This window comes from Ensifer sp. ZNC0028 (genome assembly GCF_000799055.1).
GTDB lineage: Bacteria > Pseudomonadota > Alphaproteobacteria > Rhizobiales > Rhizobiaceae > Ensifer.
The window spans coordinates 66,082-84,107 of record NZ_JTLA01000071.1 but is presented as its reverse complement, the minus strand read 5'-3'; the positions used below and the strand labels follow the sequence as shown (position 1 = coordinate 84,107).

The window sequence follows — 18,026 nt, the reverse complement described above, 5'->3', positions numbered from 1 at the left end:
GCGCTTGCGGGCTCGGAGCCGCTGCTCAAGCTCATTCGCGGCGGCGAAATCGAGTTTGCGGCCGAAGTGCCGGAAACCGAGCTGCCGTTGCTGGCGGTCGGCCAGACGGTGAAGGTCAAGCTTTCGGGGCGCAACGACTGGATCGAGGGGCACGTGCGGGTGATCAACCCGAAGATCGACCGCGAGACCCGGCTCGGCACCGCGCAGGTCACGCTGTCGACCGAGCGCCCGCCTTTCGCGGGCACGTTCGGCCGGGCGGAGATCGTCGTGGCTGAACGCAAGGCGATCATGGTCGACGATTCCGCTCTGCTGTTCGGTGCGCCGGATGGCGCCGTCTCGGTCTTCGTCGTCGATCGCGGCCAGGTCGTGCGCAAACCGGTCAAGGCGGGTATGCGCCAGGGTGGCAAGGTGGAGATCACCTCGGGCCTTTCGACCGGCGAACGGGTCGTCCTTAAATCCGGGGCGTCGCTGCGCGAAGGCGAAGCGGTCGCAACGAAAGACGTCCAGCCGACGCAGACGGGCGACCAGCGATGACGAGCAACATTTCTGCCTGGGCGATCCGAAAGCCCGTTCCGACGATCGTTCTCTTCGTCGTGCTGACGCTGATCGGGATCGCCTCGTTTCTGCGGCTGCCGGTCAACGCCAATCCGAGCGTATCCTTCCCGATCGTGACGGTGACAATCACGCAGCCGAGCGCGCAGCCCGGTGAAATGGAAACGCAGGTGACGCGCCGCGTCGAAGGGGTCGCCTCCGGCCTCGTCGGGGTCAGTCACATCCGCTCGACCATTACCGACGGCGTCTCCACGACCACGGTCGAATTCAAGATCGGCACCGATCCGGACCGGGCGGCAAACGACGTGCGCGAGGCCGTGGCGCAGATCCGCGCCGACCTGCCGCAATCCATTCAGGAACCGATCGTCTCGCGTCTCGACGTCGATGGCAGCGCCATCGTCTATTACGCCGTGCGGGCGCCGCACATGTCGGAAGTGGAGCTGTCCTGGTTCGTCGATGACACGATCACCAGCGAATTGCTGACGCTGCCCGGTGTGCAGAAGGTGCAGCGCCTCGGCGGCGTCAGCCGCGAAGTGCGGGTTTCGCTCAATCCCGAGCGGTTGCTGGCGCTTGGAGTGACGGCCGACCAGGTGAACACGGCACTCCGCGAAATCAACATCAACATCCCGAGCGGCCGCGGAGAAATCGGCGGGCGCGAGCAGTCGATCCGCACCGTCGGCAGTGCCGGCTCGGTGGACGAGCTCCGGCAGCTTTCGATCCCGCTTGCAGGCGGCCGCTGGCTGCAGCTCTCCGACATTGCGACGATCGAGGACACCTCGTCCGAGCCGCGCAGCTTTGCCCATTTCGATGGCGAGCCGATCGTCAGCTTCTCGGTTTCGCGCAGCAAGGGCGCGAGCGACACGGTCGTTGCCGAGCGCGTCATCGAGCGGCTGAAGGAGATCCAGGCGCGCACCCCCGGCGTCGAGATGACCGAACTGATCTCGCTCGTCGAGTATACGCAGGAGAGCTACGATGCGGCCGTCACGGCGCTGATCGAAGGCGCGCTTTTGACCATCGTCGTCGTCTTCGTGTTCCTGCGCAACTGGCGGGCGACGCTGATCTCGGCGCTTGCCATGCCGCTCTCGATCCTGCCGACCTTTGCGGTGATGGACCTGCTCGGCTTCACCCTCAACGGCATCAGCCTTCTCGCCCTGACGCTGGTCATCGGCATTCTCGTCGACGACGCGATCGTCGAGATCGAGAACATCGAGCGGCATGTCGACATGGGCAAGCGGCCGTTCATCGCGGCGATCGACGCGGCCGATGCGATCGGCCTTGCGATCGTCGCAACGACGCTGACGATCGTCGCTGTCTTTGCGCCGGTCAGCTTCATCGGTGGCGCGGTCGGGCAGTATTTCAAGCAGTTCGGCCTGACCGTCGCGATCGCCGTACTGTTCTCCCTGCTGGTCGCACGCCTGCTGACGCCGCTGATGGCGGCCTATCTGCTGCGGCCGAAGCCCGGTCACGGCCATGCCGCCAAGCCGTCGCGCATCGCCGACGCCTATCGCAGCATGCTCGGCTGGACCCTCGATCACCGCAAGACCGCGCTCTCGATGGTCGCTTTGATCTTCGCCGGCTCGATCGCGCTTCTGACCATGCTGCCGACGGGTTTCATGCCGACGAGCGACAGCAACGTCTCGCAGCTCAAGATCACCCTGCCGCCCGGTACGCGGCTCCAGGAAACGGCGCACATTTCCGACGATCTGGTGGCCAAGCTCAAGGAGCGAAAGGAAGTCGAGAACGTCCTGGCGACGACCGACAGTCTCAACGAGGTATCGCTGCGCATCAAGCTCAAGCCGCGCAAGGAGCGTGAACTCGACCGCAAGTCCTTCGAGCTGTCGCTGCGGCCCTTGCTGGCCGAGACGCCCGACATCCAGGCGACGTTCTCTTCGACCGAGGGCGCGAAGGACCTCTCCATCTACCTGACGGGCGACGATCCGGAAACGCTGATGGCGTCGGTGCGGCGTCTGGAAAACGAGATGCGCGCGCTCCCGGGTCTGGTCAGCGTGCGGTCGACCGAGCCGTTGCTTTCGCCAGAGCTTCTGGTCAAGCCGCGCTTCGACGAGGCGGCAAGGCTCGGCGTGTCGGTGACGTCGATCGGCACCGTCGCCCGCATCGCGACGATGGGCGACAGCGAGAGCAATTCCGCGCGCTTCAACCTCGGCAACCGCCAGGTGCCGATCCGGGTGATGCTCGACCGGTCGGCGCGCGGCGATTTCGACACGCTGCGCAATCTGCGGGTGGGCACGAATGCGGGTGCCCTGGTGCCGTTGACTTCGGTCGCCGACGTCTCCTTCGGCGCCGAGGAAAGCAGCGTCGAGCGTCTCGATCGCAAGCGGCTGATCTCCGTCGAAGCCAACCTCAACGGCATGACGCTCGGCACGGCCTTCGAGGCGATTTCGGCCTTGCCGGCCATGAAGGAGCTGCCGGCGGGCGTGTCGCAGGCGAATTACGGCGATGCGGAATACATGTCGGAGATGTTCCGTAACTTCGCCCTGGCGTTGCTTGCCGGCATCCTGATGGTCGTGGCGGTTCTGATCCTGCTCTTCAAGGATTTCTTGCAGCCGGTGACCATCCTCGTGGCTCTGCCGTTGTCGATCGGCGGCGCCGCGATGGCCCTGATCCTGTTCGGCGCGGCACTCGACCTTTCGTCGATGATCGGCATCCTGATGCTGATGGGTATCGTCTGCAAGAACTCGATCCTGCTGGTCGACTATGCGATCGAGTGCCGCAACGAGGGTGCGGACCGGCGTACGGCGCTGCTGACGGCGGGCGTCACCCGCGCGCGGCCGATCATCATGACGACGATCGCCATGGTGGCGGGCATGGTTCCGGCTGTCATCGGCGTCGGCGCCGGTGCGGCCTTCCGCGCGCCGATGGCGGTTGCAGTGATCGGCGGCCTGATCACCTCGACGATGCTGAGCCTCGTCTTCGTGCCTGTGATGTTCACCGTGATGGATGACATCAACACCAAGATGGGCCGCTGGCTGAAGCGCTTCTCCTCGGTGACTGACGAGGACCATGCGGCGGATGCGGCCCGGATCGGCAAGGAGGGCGCATCCGGCGCGGCCGGGTAGCGCACCGCCTAATCGCGGCATAAGCGTTGTCGAAGCGCGCTGCATGGATCTCCGTGCAGCGCGCTTCGCGCATTCGGGCCCAGCGTTGTTTCTGGGTTCTAGTCGAAATAGTTGACGAGGCGCGTGTCGCCCACGGCGTGGACGCGGCAGTCGACATCGAAGATCGCCTGCAGCCGCGCGGGCACGATCATGTCTTGCGGCGGGCCCTCGAAGGCGAGGCGTCCGCCCTGCATAGCGACGATGCGGTCGGAATAGGCGGAGGCGAAATTGATGTCGTGCAGCACGACGACCACCGTCTTGGCGAAATCGTCGGCGAGGCGCCGCAACAGCTTCATCGTCTCGACCGCATGCTTGATGTCGAGATTGTTCAGCGGCTCGTCGAACAGCATGTAGTCGGTGTCCTGGCACAGCACCATGGCGATGAAGGCGCGCTGGCGCTGGCCGCCGGAGAGTTCGTCGAGAAAGCGGTTCTGGTAGGGTTCGAGCCCGAGGTAGGCGATCGAGCGATCGATGTGTTCCGCATCGGCTGCCGTCACCCGTCCCTTGGAATAGGGGTAGCGTCCGAAGGCGACGAGGTCGCGCACGCTGAGGCGTGCGGTGATGTGGTTGTCCTGGCGCATGATCGACAGCCGTCGGGCAAGCACGTCGCCGGCGGCGCGGCTGACGTCGAGGCCATCGACCAGCACCTTGCCCGTATCCATCGGCATCAGCCGGCTGACGATCGACAAGAGCGTCGACTTGCCGGCGCCGTTGGGGCCGATGATCGAGGTCAGGCCGCCCGTGGGCAGGGTCAGCGACACTCGGTCGACGACCGCGGTGCCGCCATAGGATTTCGTTACCTCTTGGATCTCGATCATCGCGCGGAGCCTCGGACGAGCAGGAAGATGAAGACTAGGCCACCGAAGAATTCGATGACGATGCTGAGCGCCGTGTTGAAGGAAAACAGCCGCTCCAGGACGACCTGGCCGCCGACGAGCGTCGCGATCGCGATAAAGACGGCGACAGGCAGCACGAAGCGGTGGCTGGCGGTGGGCGTCAGCTGCCAGGCGAGACTTGCGACGAGCAGGCCGAAAAAGGTCACCGGCCCGACGAGCGCGGTGGAGACCGACACCAGAACGGCGATCAGCATCAGGAGAAGCGTCACGACACGCTGATGGTCGACGCCGAGCCCGATCGCCGCCTCGCGCCCGAGCGAGAGCACATCGAAGGTGGGCGACAGCCGCCACAGGACGAAGGTCACGCCGAGGGTGGCTGCAGCGGCAATGCCGAGCAGGCTGGCATCGATGCTGTTGAAGCTCGCAAACAGGCGGTCCTGCAGCACGATGAAATCGTTGGGGTCGAGAACGCGCTGCAGGAAGGAGGAGAGGCTGCGGAACAGGCCGCCGAGAATGACGCCGACCAGCATCAGGAGATGCAGGCTGCGGCTGCCGCCGGAAAAGAGGGCGCGGAACAGGAGCAGCGACAGGCCGACCATCACGGTCGTTTCGAGCGTGAACTGCATCTGCGGGTTGATGCTTGCCGCGCCGGCGGCACCGAGGAAGAACACCATGACCGTCTGCAGCAGCGTGTACATGGCGTCGAAACCGATGATCGACGGCGTCAGGACGCGGTTGCCGGAAATCGTCTGGAACAGCACCGTCGAGACGGCGATCGCGTAGGCGACCAGCACCATGCCGAGCAGCTTCGTGCCGCGGAAGGAGAGGATGAAGCTCCAGCTTCCCTTGGCGCCGATGGTCATGAAGGCGATCATCGATAGCAGCGCAAGCGCAGCGGATGCAAGTAGGACGGTCGACGGAGAGATCCGCTTGGCATCAGCCTGCATGGGACCGCCTCGATACCAGGAGATGAAGGAAGACGAGGCTGCCGATCACGCCCATGACCGTGCCGACGGGGACCTCATACGGCGCAATCACCATCCGTCCGACGATGTCGCAGGCGAGCACCAGCCCGGCGCCGGCAATGGCGATCACCGGCAATGTACGCCTCAGGTTGTCGCCGAGGATCAGGCTGACGATGTTGGGAACGACGAGGCCGAGGAACGGGATCATGCCGACGGTCGCAACCACCGTTGCCGTGACCATGGAAACGATGGCAAGCCCGAGGGTGACCACCTTGTCGTAGTCGAGCCCGACATTGCGCGCGATCGCCTCGCCCATGCCGATGACGGTGAAGCGCGCGGCGGTGGCGTAGGCGACCAGCGTCAGCGCGAAACCGATCCACAGCAGCTCGTAGCGTCCACGCAGCACGACCGAGAAATCGCCGGACATCCAGGCGCCCATCGACTGCATCAGGTCGTAGCGATAGGCGATGAAGGTGGTGATGGCGTTGACGACGCCGCCGAGCATCAGACCGATCAGCGGCACCATCAGTGCCGAGCGCAACGGAACGCGCCGCAGGATCTGCAGGAACAGGGCGGTTCCGGCAAGCGCGGTCAGGGCGGCAAACGCCATCTTGCCGGCGACCGGAAGGTTCGGCGCAATCAGCATGGCCAAAAGCATTCCGAGTGCGGCGGATTCGGCAGTGCCGGCGGTCGACGGCTCGACGAAGCGGTTGCGCGCCAGCATCTGCATGATCGTGCCGGATACGGCCAGGCCGGCGCCTGCGAGCATCAGCGCCAGCGTGCGCGGCAGGCGGCTCTCGACCACCAGAAGCCAGCCGCGGCCGTCCTCGCTGGCCGCAAGACTGCCGACACCGGTAAAGACGCTGACGGCGGCAAGCAGCAGGACGACCGGGATGGCAAACAGGACCGCCCTCATGGTTCCGTCACGCTCCAGCTGCATTTCGTGGTGACCACCGCTCTCGTATCCCGTGGCTGCATTCTTTCCATCGACCGCCGCAACGGAACTCCTGAGGTTGTCGCCGCCAGGGGTGCTCGATCGAAGGCTCGCCTTAGTCTTATATATGATCGGCTTCGTCAAGTTTTGTGAGGTGAGAATGACGCGCAATGCGCGCATTGCCCTCCCCGCAAAATCGCGCTAGGGAGGAAGAGAAAACATGAGGTAAATAGTCATGAATACATCTCCCTTCTCTAATGGTCTGCGCAGCCTGCTCGTTGCGGCCGTGATGACGGCTGGCGGCGCATCGACGGCGCTCGCCGAAACACTGAAGATCGAGCACAGCAGCGGCGTCAGCGAGGTGGAGAAAAACCCGAAGACGGTGCTGGTCTATGATTTCGGCATGCTGGAAACACTGGACATGCTCGGTATTCCCGTCGCTGGCGTTCCCGGATCGGCGGTCCCGCCGTCGCTCGAAAAATACAAGGCCGATAGCTATGCAAAGATCGGCACGCTGTTTGAGCCCGACTTCGAAGCCATCAACGCGGCAGAGCCCAACCTTGTCATCGTCGGCGGGCGGTCGCAGGCGAAATACGCCGAAGTCGCCAAACTGGCGCCGACGATCGACCTGACCTCGGACGACAAGGACCTGATCGGCAGCGTCAAGAAGAACGCGGAGATCCTCGGCGAGATCTTCGGCAAGGAAGCCGAGATCAAGGCAAGCATCGCCAAGCTCGATTCCTCGATCGAGGCGCTGCGTGGGCTTGCTGGCGAAAGTGGAACGGGTCTCATCCTGCTAACGACCGGCGGAAAGATCAGCGCCTATGGCAAGGGATCGCGTTTCGGCGCGTTGCACGACGTCTTCGGGATCAAGCCGGCCGATCCCGAGCTGCAGGTCGCGACCCACGGCCAGGCGGTTTCCTACGAATATATTCTCGAAACCAACCCCGACTGGATCTTCGTCGTCGATCGCGATGCGGCCATCGGCCAGCAGGCGCAGCCGGCAGCGGCTCTGCTCGACAACGAGATCGTCCGGCAGACGAAAGCCTGGAAGGACGGACATGTCGTCTATCTCGACTCCGCCAAGCTTTACCTCACGGCATCGGGCCTGAAGTCGCAGCAGGACATTGTCGATCAGCTGACGCAGGCACTGAGCAAGAAGTGATTGCAACAACGACGCCGCATTGCGGCGTCGTTGTTTACCACCCGATTGCTGCGTTGCGTGCAGGCGTGTTTCAAAGCGCAGCTTTCGCGGTCGCCTGTCACAACTAGTCCATAGGGGAACTTTTTTCGTCGCCGGGCGGATTTCGGGACAAAGGGAAGCCAACACCAAATACCCTTAACTCTTACGGTATTTATCCGGTGTTGGCTCCTTTTGGAGGGATACATAATATCTTGATTTAGAGATTTTCGCTTTTTTGCTAAATTTATTTTAGTTTTTACTTTTTTATATAATGTCCGCCCGGATTGGGCCCGAGCTATATGTTGACTTGCTTTACGCTTACTCGATGGAACGCGGACGCAACTCTCCGAAAGGCAGGGTTTCTTATTGGCTACAAGCGCTTGGTGGCGCTCGGCCGGACCCGTTTGATCTTCCGGAACGAAAGTCCAATTTGACTCCAAACGGCGCGACGCGGAAGATACCAATTCTAGTTAGTGGTTTGTAATTACTGACACTTTCCCGTCTAACCATCGGTGGCAAACCCTTGGCGAAGCGATGAAATCCCAAGCTTTTTCAGAGGCATCCATCCAGCGGTGCCCTGCCACTCTAGGCCGTTTGCGCCGGGATGCGGGCGATCGCCGGTAGTAAAGGAAGGATGTCCTAGTCCGGACTAAGTATTCCTGCGTATTTCGGAGCGGAAGAGGGGATTAAGAACGGCCGTACGGGCCTGCTTAACTAATCCTATTATCGCGTCTCACCGGCCGCGCCTTGGCAGAAATGCATAGGACATCGGCTCTTGCGGAGGTATTCTAGAGCCTTGTTTTTGAGGGCGTTCCGCGCCTTGGTAAACAGAACGTTTACAATATAACCCAAAGATGGTTCGATTTATAACGATTTAAGTGCCCTTCCGGCGCTTCTCTAATCCTTTTGGGCTGTTTCGTTGCGGAGATCTTTACGTTACATTAGCTATCGCGAATTTTATCGCGCAGGAAAAAACGTGACGCATAAGTGGTTCCGAATAAATTTTTTGAAAGTGGGGCGTGCCGACGGCCAGACCGGGGCACCCATAAAAATAAATGGAAAAATCCTAGGAGGGCGTAATGTATCCTGGAAGCTCCAAAGTGGGTGATTTTGAAGATAACAACAAGGCTTTGTCACAAAAGAAAAAAATCGTAATGCTCGCCAAGATCGATCTGTTCGCCGAATGCCTGATGCAGGCCGTCGGGTCCAGGTTTCAAGGGCACGATATCGTCAGCTTCTCCGATCCCGACAATCTGCTCGACGGCAATCTCGTCGATGTCACGCTGATCATGCTGTACCGGATGCCTCCCAAGTCCTTTCCGGCTATCTTGCGGACCATTCACGAGTTCCACCCGCGGGCATCGATCGGCCTGGTGGTGGAGAATGCCGAGGAACTCGATCCGTCGATTGCCGGCTTCGTCGAAGAGCGCCTCATCCATGGCGTCCTGCCGTTGAACCTCAATCTCGACGTCTGCCTTGCCGCCATCGATTTACTGATGAAGGGCGGCGAACATTTCCCGGCGGCTTTGTTGCGGCGGCTTTCTCCCGAGCCTTTCGCGGCAAACAGCCTTTACGGCCGGCGCGGGGAGGCCCCGGGCCAGACGGCCGTCTCGGGAACGGGGCGGCGCAAGCGCGATGCCGGCCCGGACGGCCTGACGACACGCGAGGTCCAGATCCTCGATCTGATCTGCAAGGGCACGCAGAACAAGATCATCGCGGACCGGCTCGGGCTGTCGGAAAACACCGTCAAGGTTCACGTCCGCAACATCTACAAGAAGATGAACGTTCGCAACCGTACGGAAGCTGCGTCTCGCTACTTCACCAACGATGCGGCGACGGAGCGCAACGGCGACGTCATCCTGTCGCGTTGGAAGAACTAGGCGCGACGCAAGGCGGGCGTTTGTCCGCTTGAGGGTCTGGGTGTCATCGAAGACATGCCAGGTTCCTTCGGCCCCAGGTGAACTCTCCTGGGGCTGCTCTCAAAATCAAATGCTGCGTTGGAACCTGCCCGGCGAATGGCCGGGCGGTCCGGCTGCCGCATGTCTCCGCGACAGGTATGTGAAACCCCGAAGATCAAACCGTAATTTATCCTAGAACATACCGGTAAATATTTCGTTACTTTTGACCTAGATTGGCCGAAAAGTAATCAAATATGATTATGTCAATAGTAGTTTGTTGTAATTTTGGATTATTTACTGGAAATAAATTCCATACATATTGACTGAACGCCTCGTATTTGATAATTAGCTAATATTGAAATTGAAAAACTGAAAAATATTGATTGCCATTGAATAGTTTATTTTTTGTCGGGTTGTGCGTGTCATTGTAATAAAGAGAATATTTTTATTATCTATTGCGCTCGCATCCCGTCTCCAAATCACCAACGAAAATGGTGAGCTTAATAATTGGAGGTGCGCATGCGAAAGGTCGTCACGGGACCGCTGTCCGTGGTCGGACAGCGGGAGTTTCTTAAGAAGATCGCAGGAATACCGAAGAGAATACTAGTAACGGGTGGAAGCGGTTTTCTTGGGTCTCATATATGCGAAAGACTTATTTCCCTGGGGCATACGGTCATCTGTCTTGACAACTTTTCGACCGGCCGGCGCGAAAATCTCTCTCATCTGGCGCAGGACCCCCATCTCCACATCATCGATCACGACGTTCGAAAGCCTTACCTGATCGATGCGGATGTCATCTTCAACTTTGCCTCTCCAGCATCCCCTCCGGACTATCAGGCCGACCCGGTCGGAACCCTGATGACGAACGTTCTCGGCGCGCTGCATGCGCTCGAAAACGCCAAGGCCACCGGCGCCACGGTCATCCAGTCCTCGACATCGGAGGTCTATGGTGATCCGCTGACCAGTCCGCAGCGGGAAACCTATTTCGGCAACGTCAACACGATCGGTCCGCGGGCCTGCTATGACGAAGGCAAACGGTCGGCCGAGACGCTGTTCTTCGATTACCACCGGACCCACGGCGTGAAGATCAAGGTCGCGCGTATCTTCAACACCTATGGTCCGCGCATGCGCCCCGACGACGGGCGGGTAATATCCAACTTTGTCGTCCAGGCTCTCCGCGGCAACGATCTGACGATCTATGGCGACGGCTACCAGACCCGGTCCTTCTGCTATGTCGACGACCTGATCGACGGCTTCCTCCGCCTTTCGGTCTCGGCCGACCCGTGCACCGGGCCGATCAATCTCGGCAATCCCGGAGAGTTCACGGTTCTCGAGCTCGCGCAGATGGTGATTTCGATGACGGGCTCGCGCTCGCGCATCGTGCATCTGGCGGCAGCCACCGACGATCCCCGCCAGCGGCGGCCCGATATCACGCAGGCGCGTGGCGAGCTCGCATGGGAACCGAAGGTGATGCTGCGCGAAGGCCTCGAGCGCACGATCGCCCATTTCGACGAGCGCCTCAGTGCGGCCGACCGCGCAGTGGCCGGAGAGGCGGTATGACATGTCTCGCGTCGCACTGGTCACCGGCGGAGCCGGCTTCATAGGCAGCCACACCTGCAAGCGCCTGGCTGAGCAGGGTATCCTGCCCGTCGTCTACGACAATCTGTCGACGGGGCATCGGGCCAACGTGAAATGGGGCCCCCTCGTGGAGGGAGCGATCGAGGACAAGGAACGGCTGGCGGCGGCAATTCGGACCCATTCGCCCGAATGCCTCATTCATTTTGCAGCGTCCGCCTATGTCGGGGAATCGGTCGAGGATCCCGGAAAATACTACACCAACAATGTCGCGGGCAGCATCGCGCTTCTGGAAGCCTGCCGGGCGACCGGACTGGGACGTATCGTCTTTTCCAGCTCCTGCGCCACCTACGGCATCCCGCCGCAGCTGCCGATTACCGAGGACATGGCTCAGCTGCCGATCAATCCGTATGGTCGCACCAAGTTGATGATCGAACTGATGCTTGGCGACTATGTCCGCGCCTACGGCATCCGCTCGGTGGCGCTGCGCTACTTCAATGCGGCAGGCGCCGATCCGGAAGGGCAGCTGACCGAAAAGCACGATCCGGAAACGCATCTCATTCCCCGTGCGCTGATGGCGGCGGCCGGCCGCATCGACAGGCTCGACGTCTTCGGCGACGACTATGCGACACCGGATGGTACCTGCATCCGCGATTACATCCACGTGACCGACCTTGCCGATGCGCATGTGGCTTCCGTGAATTACCTGCGCGACGGCGGCGAGGTGCTGCACGCCAATCTCGGTTCTGGCCACGGTACGTCGATCCGGCAGGTGCTGTCGGCCATCGACCGGGTGACCGGGCGGCCGGTGCCGGTGCAGATGCTGCCGCGCCGGCCCGGAGACCCGCCGGTTCTCTATGCCGACACGAACTGGGCGCGCCAGAGGCTGGGCTTCAGCCCACAGCTCTCGGACATCGACACGATCATCGCCACCGCCGCGCCGAGCTTCGGCCTGGAGGTACGCTCATGAGCTGGTCGCCGGCAACTGCGAAACCGAATGAGACCGTCGCCCTCGAGAAGAGCCGGAAGGCGGCTTTCGCGCCGACCGCCCTGTTTTCGGGCCGGCTGCAGCTGCTCCATGTCCTCGGCATTGCCGCATGGTTTGGCGCCCTCCTGTATTTCTGGCAGTGGTGGCTTGATCCGGCCCACGTCGTCGACTGGCCGTCCTATGTGCTGATCACGGTCGTCGTCGGGTGGATTACCCTGCTGCCGGTCTATTTCATCGTGATCTTTTCCGGCGCGAAGGTGATGGCGGCAAGCGCCGCCCCGGTGCCGCGGGGGCGGGTTGCGATGGTGGTGACCAAGGCGCCTTCCGAACCCTTTTCCGTGGTGCGCAAGACGCTGCTCGCCATGCTCGATCAGACCGGCTGCGAATTCGACGTGTGGCTCGCCGACGAAGATCCGTCGCCGGATACGATTGCCTGGTGCGCGGCGCGCGGGGTGCTGATCTCGACGCGAAAGGGTGTCGCGGACTACCACCGCTCCACCTGGCCGCGCCGGACCCGGTGCAAGGAGGGAAACCTTGCCTATTTCTACGATCACTATGGCTACGAGCGCTATGATTTCGTCGCCCAGTTCGATGCCGACCATGTGCCGGAGACGACCTATCTCGTCGAGGTGCTGCGTCCGTTCAACGACCCGTCGGTCGGCTATGTCTCAGCGCCGAGCATTTGCGACGCCAACGCCGCCACCAGCTGGGCGGCGCGCGGGCGGCTCCATGCGGAAGCCAGCATGCACGGCTCGCTGCAGGCCGGCTACAACAACGGTTGGGCGCCGTTGTGCATCGGCTCGCACTATGCCGTGCGGACCAAGGCCCTGAAGCAGATCGGCGGACTGGGGCCCGAACTTGCCGAAGACCATTCGACGACGTTGATCATGAATGCCCATGGCTGGCGCGGCGTCCATGCGCTGAACGCGATCGCCCACGGCGACGGACCGGCCAACTTCGCCGATCTGGTGGTCCAGGAGTTTCAATGGTCGCGAAGCCTCGTCACCATCCTGCTGAAATATTCGCCGGTCTACGTGCCGAAGCTGTCGCCGCGGCTGAAGTTCCAGTTCCTGTTCTCGCAGCTCTGGTATCCGCTGTTTTCGTCCTTCATGGCGCTGATGTTCCTGATGCCGATCGTGGCGCTCGCCGCCGGGCGAACCTTCGTCGCCGTCACCTATCCGGACTTCCTGCTGCACTTTGTGCCGCTCTCGCTGGTCTTGATCGCGCTTGCCTATTTCTGGCGCTCGACGGGCACGTTCCGGCCCTATGACGCGCGCGTCCTGAGTTGGGAAGGCACGCTGTTCCTGTTTGCGCGCTGGCCCTGGTCGCTGCTCGGTTGCCTTGCGGCAGTGCGCGATCACCTGACCGGCAACTTCGTCGACTTCCGCATCACGCCGAAGGGCGGCGGTGCCGCCGCGCCCTTGCCGCTGCGGGTGCTGATGCCCTATCTCGTGCTCGCCTTGGCGTCGGCACTGGTCGCCTGGGGCATCTCCGATGCCGGCACGGCACGCGGGTTTTACGTCTTTGCCGGCATCAACGCGCTGATCTATGCGGGGCTGGTGGCGGTAATCCTCATTTGCCACGCACGTGAAAACCGGCTGGGCCTGATCCCGCGCTCGACGATGACGGCGGCGACGGCCGGGTGCCTGGTGCTGGTCTCGGTGCTCTCTGCCCAATCGGCCGTGCGCCATGGGGCCGAGGCCACGCAGGCGTTGTCACACGGCCTGCAATTCGTGAGCTTCACCGAAACGAGATACACGGTTGCTGGTGCCGGCAGCGGCACCAATCTCAAAACCGTTCGCTTCCGCCTGAAATGGAGAGGGTTTTCACAGCCCTCCGACGGGCCCGCGCGCGGCGAAATCAGTGCATCGAATGTCAGCCAACCAAGGAACAGGGAAACGATAACGACCAGGAAGGTCGGTCGGTTTCATGTGCCGTCATGACGACGGCAAGCAGTCGAGTGTGTGTGGTCTCCAATGCGAGGAGAAGTGCAATGAAAGGGTCGTTGAAAGTTGTAGCTCTTCCGCTGCTGGTGCCTTTGGCAGCGGCCGCGGTCTATTTCGGCGCCGAGCCGGTCAAGGCGAAGATGGAAGTCAAGCCGACGCCGCTCAGCGCCTATGAGGTCTATTCGCTCTACCGCAACAAGACCTGGGAATGGTCGACGGGCGGTGCCCGGTTCGAAGCCCATGGGCGCAAGCTTGTCGCGTTCGTCGACAAGGGCAAGGGCGATCGCTCCTTTGCCGAAGGCAACTGGTACGTCAGCGACCTCGGCATGATGTGCATGCAGGCTACCTGGACGACGTCGGCCAATGCCGGCAACGCCCGCAGCTGCTTCGGTCACGCCCGGATCGGCGACACGGTCTATCAACGCAAGGTGCCCAATGGAAAGTGGTACGTCTTCAGCCATGCCAAGCCCCGCGCCGGCGACGAGTACAAGCGCTTCGTCGCCCACGACAACATTACGGCCAAGGCACTCCGGCTGAAGGAACAGTTCCTGGCCAAGAAATAGACGTTCTGCCGCAGGAGGATGAAATGAAACGCAAATTGGCATTCGCGCTATGCACGGCTCTGGCTCTCCAGCTGGATCTCAGTGCAAGCTTGGTATCCGCGTTGGCGCAGGAACAAGCCAATCCTGCGACCAGTGCAGAGCAGACGATGAGCGATAAACGTCCGGTCATTCACCCGGGCGGAACGAAATTCGGCGCCTATGACCCCCACGGTGATTTCGGCGCACAGAACGATGTCTCGACCGAGGCCCTGTTCCTGCCTTGGGAAGACGTGGACCTCGCCTCGCTGCAGGCCGCCGACGAATACGCGCTCCAGCGCAACCGCAACCTGCTGATCACCATCGAGCCCTGGTCCTGGTCGCTCGACTGGAAACTGACGCCGACGCAGCTGCGCGACCGCATGCTCAGAGGCGAATATGACGCCAACATGGAAGCGATCGCCAACACGATCGCCGAGCTAAAGAGCCCGGTCATCGTGCGCTGGGGCCAGGAAATGGAAGATACGTCCGGGCGCTTCTCCTGGGCCGGCTGGGAGCCTCAGGACTGGATCAAGGCCTACCGGCACGCGATGGACATCGTGCGGGCGAAAGCGCCGAAGGCGCAGATCATGTGGTCGCCCAAGGGGCTGCCGAACCTCGTCGACTACTACCCGGGCGATGACTACGTCGATCTCGTCGGCCTCTCGGTCTTCGGGCTCGAGCCGTTCGACAAGATCGAATACGGCGCGCCGAAAACCTTCGCCGAAGCTTTGAAGCCCGGCTACGACCTGGTCTCCAAATACAACAAGCCGATCTGGGTGGCCGAGCTCGGATGGGAAGGCAGCCAGGCCTATATGCAGCCCTGGATGAACGCCGCAACGCAAGCGGATGCGCAGTTCCCCAATCTCGCCGAGGTCGTCTACTTCAACGACCGCGACGTCATCGATTGGCCGCACGACCTTGGCCGGCCGAACTGGCGGGTGGTCAACGACGCCACGAACTGAGGCGCTCGCCGATGCGTGCCCTTTTTGGGGCACGTTGGGCGCGGGCGTTTGGGGGGCGCTGACGTGGCTGCCTTGCAGCCGCCGCAAGGTCTCCAAAGTAAAAAGCCCCTCGCTTGAGGCGAGAGGCTGTAGTGGTCGGGTCCTGCCGTCCGGCCGATGTCGGCCCCTTGCTTATTCGGCTGCCTGCGGTCCCAGTTCGCCGCGACGGATCTGGTCGGCCTCGATCGATTCGAACAGGGCGCGGAAGTTGCCCTCGCCAAAACCTTCGTCGCCCTTGCGCTGGATGAACTCGAAGAAGATCGGGCCGATCACGGTTTTCGAGAAGATCTGTAAGAGGATCTTCGTCATGCCACCGTTCACGACGCCTTCGCCGTCGATCAGGATGCCGTGTTTCTTCATCCGCTCGATCGGCTCGTCATGGCCGTGCACGCGGTCATGCGACATGTCGTAGTAGGTGTCCGGCGGGCCCGGCATGAACTTCAGGCCATTGTCCGACAGCTTGTCGGTGGCGTCATAGATGCCTTCCGTGCCGACGGCGATGTGCTGGATGCCTTCGCCCTTGTACTTGCGCAGATATTCCTCGATCTGGCTCGTATCGTCCTTGGATTCGTTCAAGGGGATACGGATCTTGCCGCAGGGCGAGGTGATCGCACGGCTGACGAGGCCGGTGATGCGACCGTCGATGTCGAAGAAATGGATCTGGGTGAAGTTGAAGAGTTCGCGGTAGAACGCCCACCACTTGTCCATGTTGCCGCGATAGACGTTGTGGGTCAGGTGGTCGAGATAATAGAAGCCGACGCCCTCGGGCTTCGGATTGCGCTCGCCGGTCCACTCGAATTCCGCCTCATAGGCTGAGCCCTTGGCGCCGTAGGTCTCGACGAAATAGAGCAGCGAACCGCCGATGCCGACGATCGCCGGCACATCGAGACACTTGTCCGTGCCTTCATAGGGGATCGCGCCCTTCGAGACTGCATGGTCAAAGGCGTGCTTGGCATCGACGACGCGCCAGGCCATCGACGGGGCGCAGGGGCCGTGTTCGTCGACGAAACGCATGGCGTGCGATCCGGGTTCGGCGTTCAGGATGTAGTTGATGTCGCCCTGGCGCCAGACGGTAATGTTCTTGCTTTTGTGCTTGGCGACCGGGCTGTAGCCCATGCGCGTAAAGAGCTCGGCCAGCTTTTCCGGTTCCGGATGGGCGAATTCGACGAACTCGAAGCCGTCGGTGCCGGCTGGGTTGTCAGCGGTAATCGTTGCCGGCGGGGCGTCATGCGGGAAGGGGCCCATCGGAAGTCTCCTCTTGTTCTTCCAAACTTTGCTGGAGTATGACGCAATTCCCATGCATGATGCTTGTATTCTTGCGCGGTTTAGACCAGATGGCGCACGAAACATGCGAAATACTCAATTAGGATGCACGAATGGAGCAGCTTGACGGGTTCGATCTCAAGATCCTCAGCGAATTGCAGCGCGACGGGCATTTGACCAACAATGAGCTGTCGGAACGCATCGCGCTTTCGCCGTCGCAATGCTCGCGCCGGCGCACCCGGCTTGAGGCGGAAGGCTACATCACCGGCTACCAGGCACAGATCGACCGGCAGAAGCTCGGCCTCGATCTGATGGTGGTGATCTCTGTCACACTCGCCACCCACAATCGCGACAATGCCAAGCGTTTCGGCAAGCTCATTTCAGGGCTGCCCGAGGTGCTGGAGGCCTATGCGCTCACCGGCGAGATGGACTACCACATGCGGGTGGTGACGCCGGATCTCGCGGGACTGTCGCGCTTCGTCAACGACGTGCTTCTGCCGCATGACAGCGTACAGCATGTGAAGACGTCGATCGTGCTCGAAACCTTGAAGAGCTTCGAGGGCGTGCCGATCCCGGAGCGGATGAAGGGCTGAAGCCTCAGGCAGACGGCGGAGGTTCGAACCTGCCGATGGCGCGTTCCACTGCTTCCAGCCCGATAGCGAGCGCCTGCATGCCGGCCGCACCGATCAGCATATCGAGTTCCGCCTGATAGCGGGCGGCAAGTTCCGTCAGTTCGCCATAGGCCCGGATGCCCGTCTTCGTCAGTTCCAGGTGCTCGATGCGGCGGTCGTTTTCGTCTTCGCGCCGTGTCAGCCAGCGGCGCTTTTCGAGCAAGGCGACGGCGCGGCTCACTTTCGTCTTGTGCATGGCCGAGTGGGTGCCGACTTCGGTGGCGGTCATCGCGCGGCCAGTACTGCCAAGGGCTGCGAGCGTGCGCCATTCCGGGCGGGTAAGCTGGTAGCGCGCCTTGTACTGGGCGGCAAAGCGCAGCGCGACGAACTCGGCGGCGCGGTTCAGACGATAGGGCAGGAAGGTATTGAGTTCGAAGCCATCGGCGGCCATCGCGCATCCTTGATAGTTACAAAATCGATAGTTACGATTGCAACTAATATGCCGAAGGCCACGCCTGCGTCCACCCTGGGAACCGTCGTCGCCGCGGTATTTGGGATTGCGCCGGACCTTTCAAGG

15 protein-coding genes are annotated in these 18,026 nt (G+C 61.7%); 10 read left to right on the top strand and 5 right to left on the bottom strand.

From position 1 onward, the window contains the following. Positions 1–534 (top strand): efflux RND transporter periplasmic adaptor subunit (locus L981_RS17075; protein ID WP_043618608.1); only part of this gene is annotated, 534 nt, incomplete at its 5' end. Continuing rightward, positions 531–3,629: an efflux RND transporter permease subunit gene (locus L981_RS17070; protein WP_043618605.1), complete on the top strand. Its 3,099-nt coding sequence runs from the start codon at positions 531–533 to the stop codon at positions 3,627–3,629. The genes L981_RS17075 and L981_RS17070, both read left to right, overlap by 4 nt. Before the next feature lie 98 nt (positions 3,630–3,727). On the opposite strand, the gene L981_RS17065 is transcribed toward L981_RS17070, so the two are convergent. From L981_RS17065 to L981_RS17055, 3 genes are read right to left on the bottom strand one after another with little or no spacing between them, the layout of a single operon-like run. After that, the gene (locus L981_RS17065) at positions 3,728–4,486 is read right to left on the bottom strand and encodes an ABC transporter ATP-binding protein (protein WP_043618598.1); all 759 of its coding nucleotides are present in this window, start codon (positions 4,484–4,486) and stop codon (positions 3,728–3,730) included. Then, positions 4,483–5,451, bottom strand: coding sequence for an iron chelate uptake ABC transporter family permease subunit (locus L981_RS17060; RefSeq protein WP_052201837.1), 969 nt, complete (start codon positions 5,449–5,451; stop codon positions 4,483–4,485). The genes L981_RS17065 and L981_RS17060 overlap by 4 nt, the downstream gene beginning before the upstream one ends. After that, positions 5,441–6,385, bottom strand: a complete 945-nt coding sequence (locus tag L981_RS17055) for an ABC transporter permease (RefSeq protein ID WP_043618645.1) — start codon at positions 6,383–6,385, stop codon at positions 5,441–5,443. Before L981_RS17055 ends, L981_RS17060 begins: the two co-directional genes overlap by 11 nt. Before the next feature lie 253 nt (positions 6,386–6,638). On the opposite strand from L981_RS17055, the gene L981_RS17050 reads away from it, so the two are divergent. The 7 genes from L981_RS17050 (at position 6,639) to L981_RS17020 (ending at position 15,536) form a co-directional block, all read left to right on the top strand. Next, a complete protein-coding gene (locus L981_RS17050; RefSeq protein WP_052201836.1) occupies positions 6,639–7,568 on the top strand; it encodes a siderophore ABC transporter substrate-binding protein in 930 nt (309 codons plus the stop codon). Positions 7,569–8,665: 1,097 nt separating this feature from the next. Continuing rightward, positions 8,666–9,466 carry a response regulator transcription factor gene (locus L981_RS17045; RefSeq protein WP_052201835.1) on the top strand — a complete coding sequence of 267 codons (801 nt, stop codon included), beginning with the start codon at positions 8,666–8,668 and terminating at the stop codon, positions 9,464–9,466. Positions 9,467–10,003: 537 nt separating this feature from the next. Then, positions 10,004–11,044: a UDP-glucuronic acid decarboxylase family protein gene (locus tag L981_RS17040; protein WP_082006061.1), complete on the top strand. Its 1,041-nt coding sequence runs from the start codon at positions 10,004–10,006 to the stop codon at positions 11,042–11,044. A gap of 1 nt (position 11,045) precedes the next feature. Next, positions 11,046–12,029: a UDP-glucose 4-epimerase GalE gene (galE, locus tag L981_RS17035; protein ID WP_043618596.1), complete on the top strand. Its 984-nt coding sequence runs from the start codon at positions 11,046–11,048 to the stop codon at positions 12,027–12,029. Then, positions 12,026–13,990 (top strand): glycosyltransferase, encoded by a 1,965-nt coding sequence (locus L981_RS17030; RefSeq protein WP_082006060.1) that lies wholly within the window; start codon positions 12,026–12,028, stop codon positions 13,988–13,990. Before galE ends, L981_RS17030 begins: the two co-directional genes overlap by 4 nt. A gap of 62 nt (positions 13,991–14,052) precedes the next feature. Further along, positions 14,053–14,556: a DUF995 domain-containing protein gene (locus tag L981_RS17025; protein ID WP_245281651.1), complete on the top strand. Its 504-nt coding sequence runs from the start codon at positions 14,053–14,055 to the stop codon at positions 14,554–14,556. 23 nt (positions 14,557–14,579) lie between these two features. Beyond that, positions 14,580–15,536 (top strand): glycoside hydrolase family 26 protein, encoded by a 957-nt coding sequence (locus L981_RS17020; RefSeq protein ID WP_043618586.1) that lies wholly within the window; start codon positions 14,580–14,582, stop codon positions 15,534–15,536. A gap of 171 nt (positions 15,537–15,707) precedes the next feature. Here L981_RS17020 and hppD read toward each other — a convergent pair whose 3' ends face one another. After that, positions 15,708–16,820 (bottom strand): 4-hydroxyphenylpyruvate dioxygenase, encoded by a 1,113-nt coding sequence (hppD, locus tag L981_RS17015; RefSeq protein WP_043618583.1) that lies wholly within the window; start codon positions 16,818–16,820, stop codon positions 15,708–15,710. Between the two features lie 131 nt (positions 16,821–16,951). On the opposite strand from hppD, the gene L981_RS17010 reads away from it, so the two are divergent. Continuing rightward, on the top strand, positions 16,952–17,431 hold the full coding sequence (locus tag L981_RS17010) for an Lrp/AsnC family transcriptional regulator (protein WP_034787199.1): 480 nt from the start codon (positions 16,952–16,954) through the stop codon (positions 17,429–17,431). A 4-nt stretch (positions 17,432–17,435) separates the two neighbouring features. On the opposite strand, the gene L981_RS17005 is transcribed toward L981_RS17010, so the two are convergent. After that, positions 17,436–17,900 carry a MarR family winged helix-turn-helix transcriptional regulator gene (locus L981_RS17005; protein WP_043618579.1) on the bottom strand — a complete coding sequence of 155 codons (465 nt, stop codon included), beginning with the start codon at positions 17,898–17,900 and terminating at the stop codon, positions 17,436–17,438. Positions 17,901–18,026 lie beyond the last annotated feature (126 nt).

Coding starts and splice junctions, on each gene's coding strand:
- L981_RS17070 (WP_043618605.1), top strand. CDS start 531: ATGACGAGCAACATTTCTGCCTGGGCGATCCGAAAGCCCGTTCCGACG.
- L981_RS17065 (WP_043618598.1), bottom strand. CDS start 4,486: ATGATCGAGATCCAAGAGGTAACGAAATCCTATGGCGGCACCGCGGTC.
- L981_RS17060 (WP_052201837.1), bottom strand. CDS start 5,451: ATGCAGGCTGATGCCAAGCGGATCTCTCCGTCGACCGTCCTACTTGCA.
- L981_RS17055 (WP_043618645.1), bottom strand. CDS start 6,385: ATGAGGGCGGTCCTGTTTGCCATCCCGGTCGTCCTGCTGCTTGCCGCC.
- L981_RS17050 (WP_052201836.1), top strand. CDS start 6,639: ATGAATACATCTCCCTTCTCTAATGGTCTGCGCAGCCTGCTCGTTGCG.
- L981_RS17045 (WP_052201835.1), top strand. CDS start 8,666: ATGTATCCTGGAAGCTCCAAAGTGGGTGATTTTGAAGATAACAACAAG.
- L981_RS17040 (WP_082006061.1), top strand. CDS start 10,004: ATGCGAAAGGTCGTCACGGGACCGCTGTCCGTGGTCGGACAGCGGGAG.
- galE (WP_043618596.1), top strand. CDS start 11,046: ATGTCTCGCGTCGCACTGGTCACCGGCGGAGCCGGCTTCATAGGCAGC.
- L981_RS17030 (WP_082006060.1), top strand. CDS start 12,026: ATGAGCTGGTCGCCGGCAACTGCGAAACCGAATGAGACCGTCGCCCTC.
- L981_RS17020 (WP_043618586.1), top strand. CDS start 14,580: ATGAAACGCAAATTGGCATTCGCGCTATGCACGGCTCTGGCTCTCCAG.
- hppD (WP_043618583.1), bottom strand. CDS start 16,820: ATGGGCCCCTTCCCGCATGACGCCCCGCCGGCAACGATTACCGCTGAC.
- L981_RS17010 (WP_034787199.1), top strand. CDS start 16,952: ATGGAGCAGCTTGACGGGTTCGATCTCAAGATCCTCAGCGAATTGCAG.
- L981_RS17005 (WP_043618579.1), bottom strand. CDS start 17,900: ATGGCCGCCGATGGCTTCGAACTCAATACCTTCCTGCCCTATCGTCTG.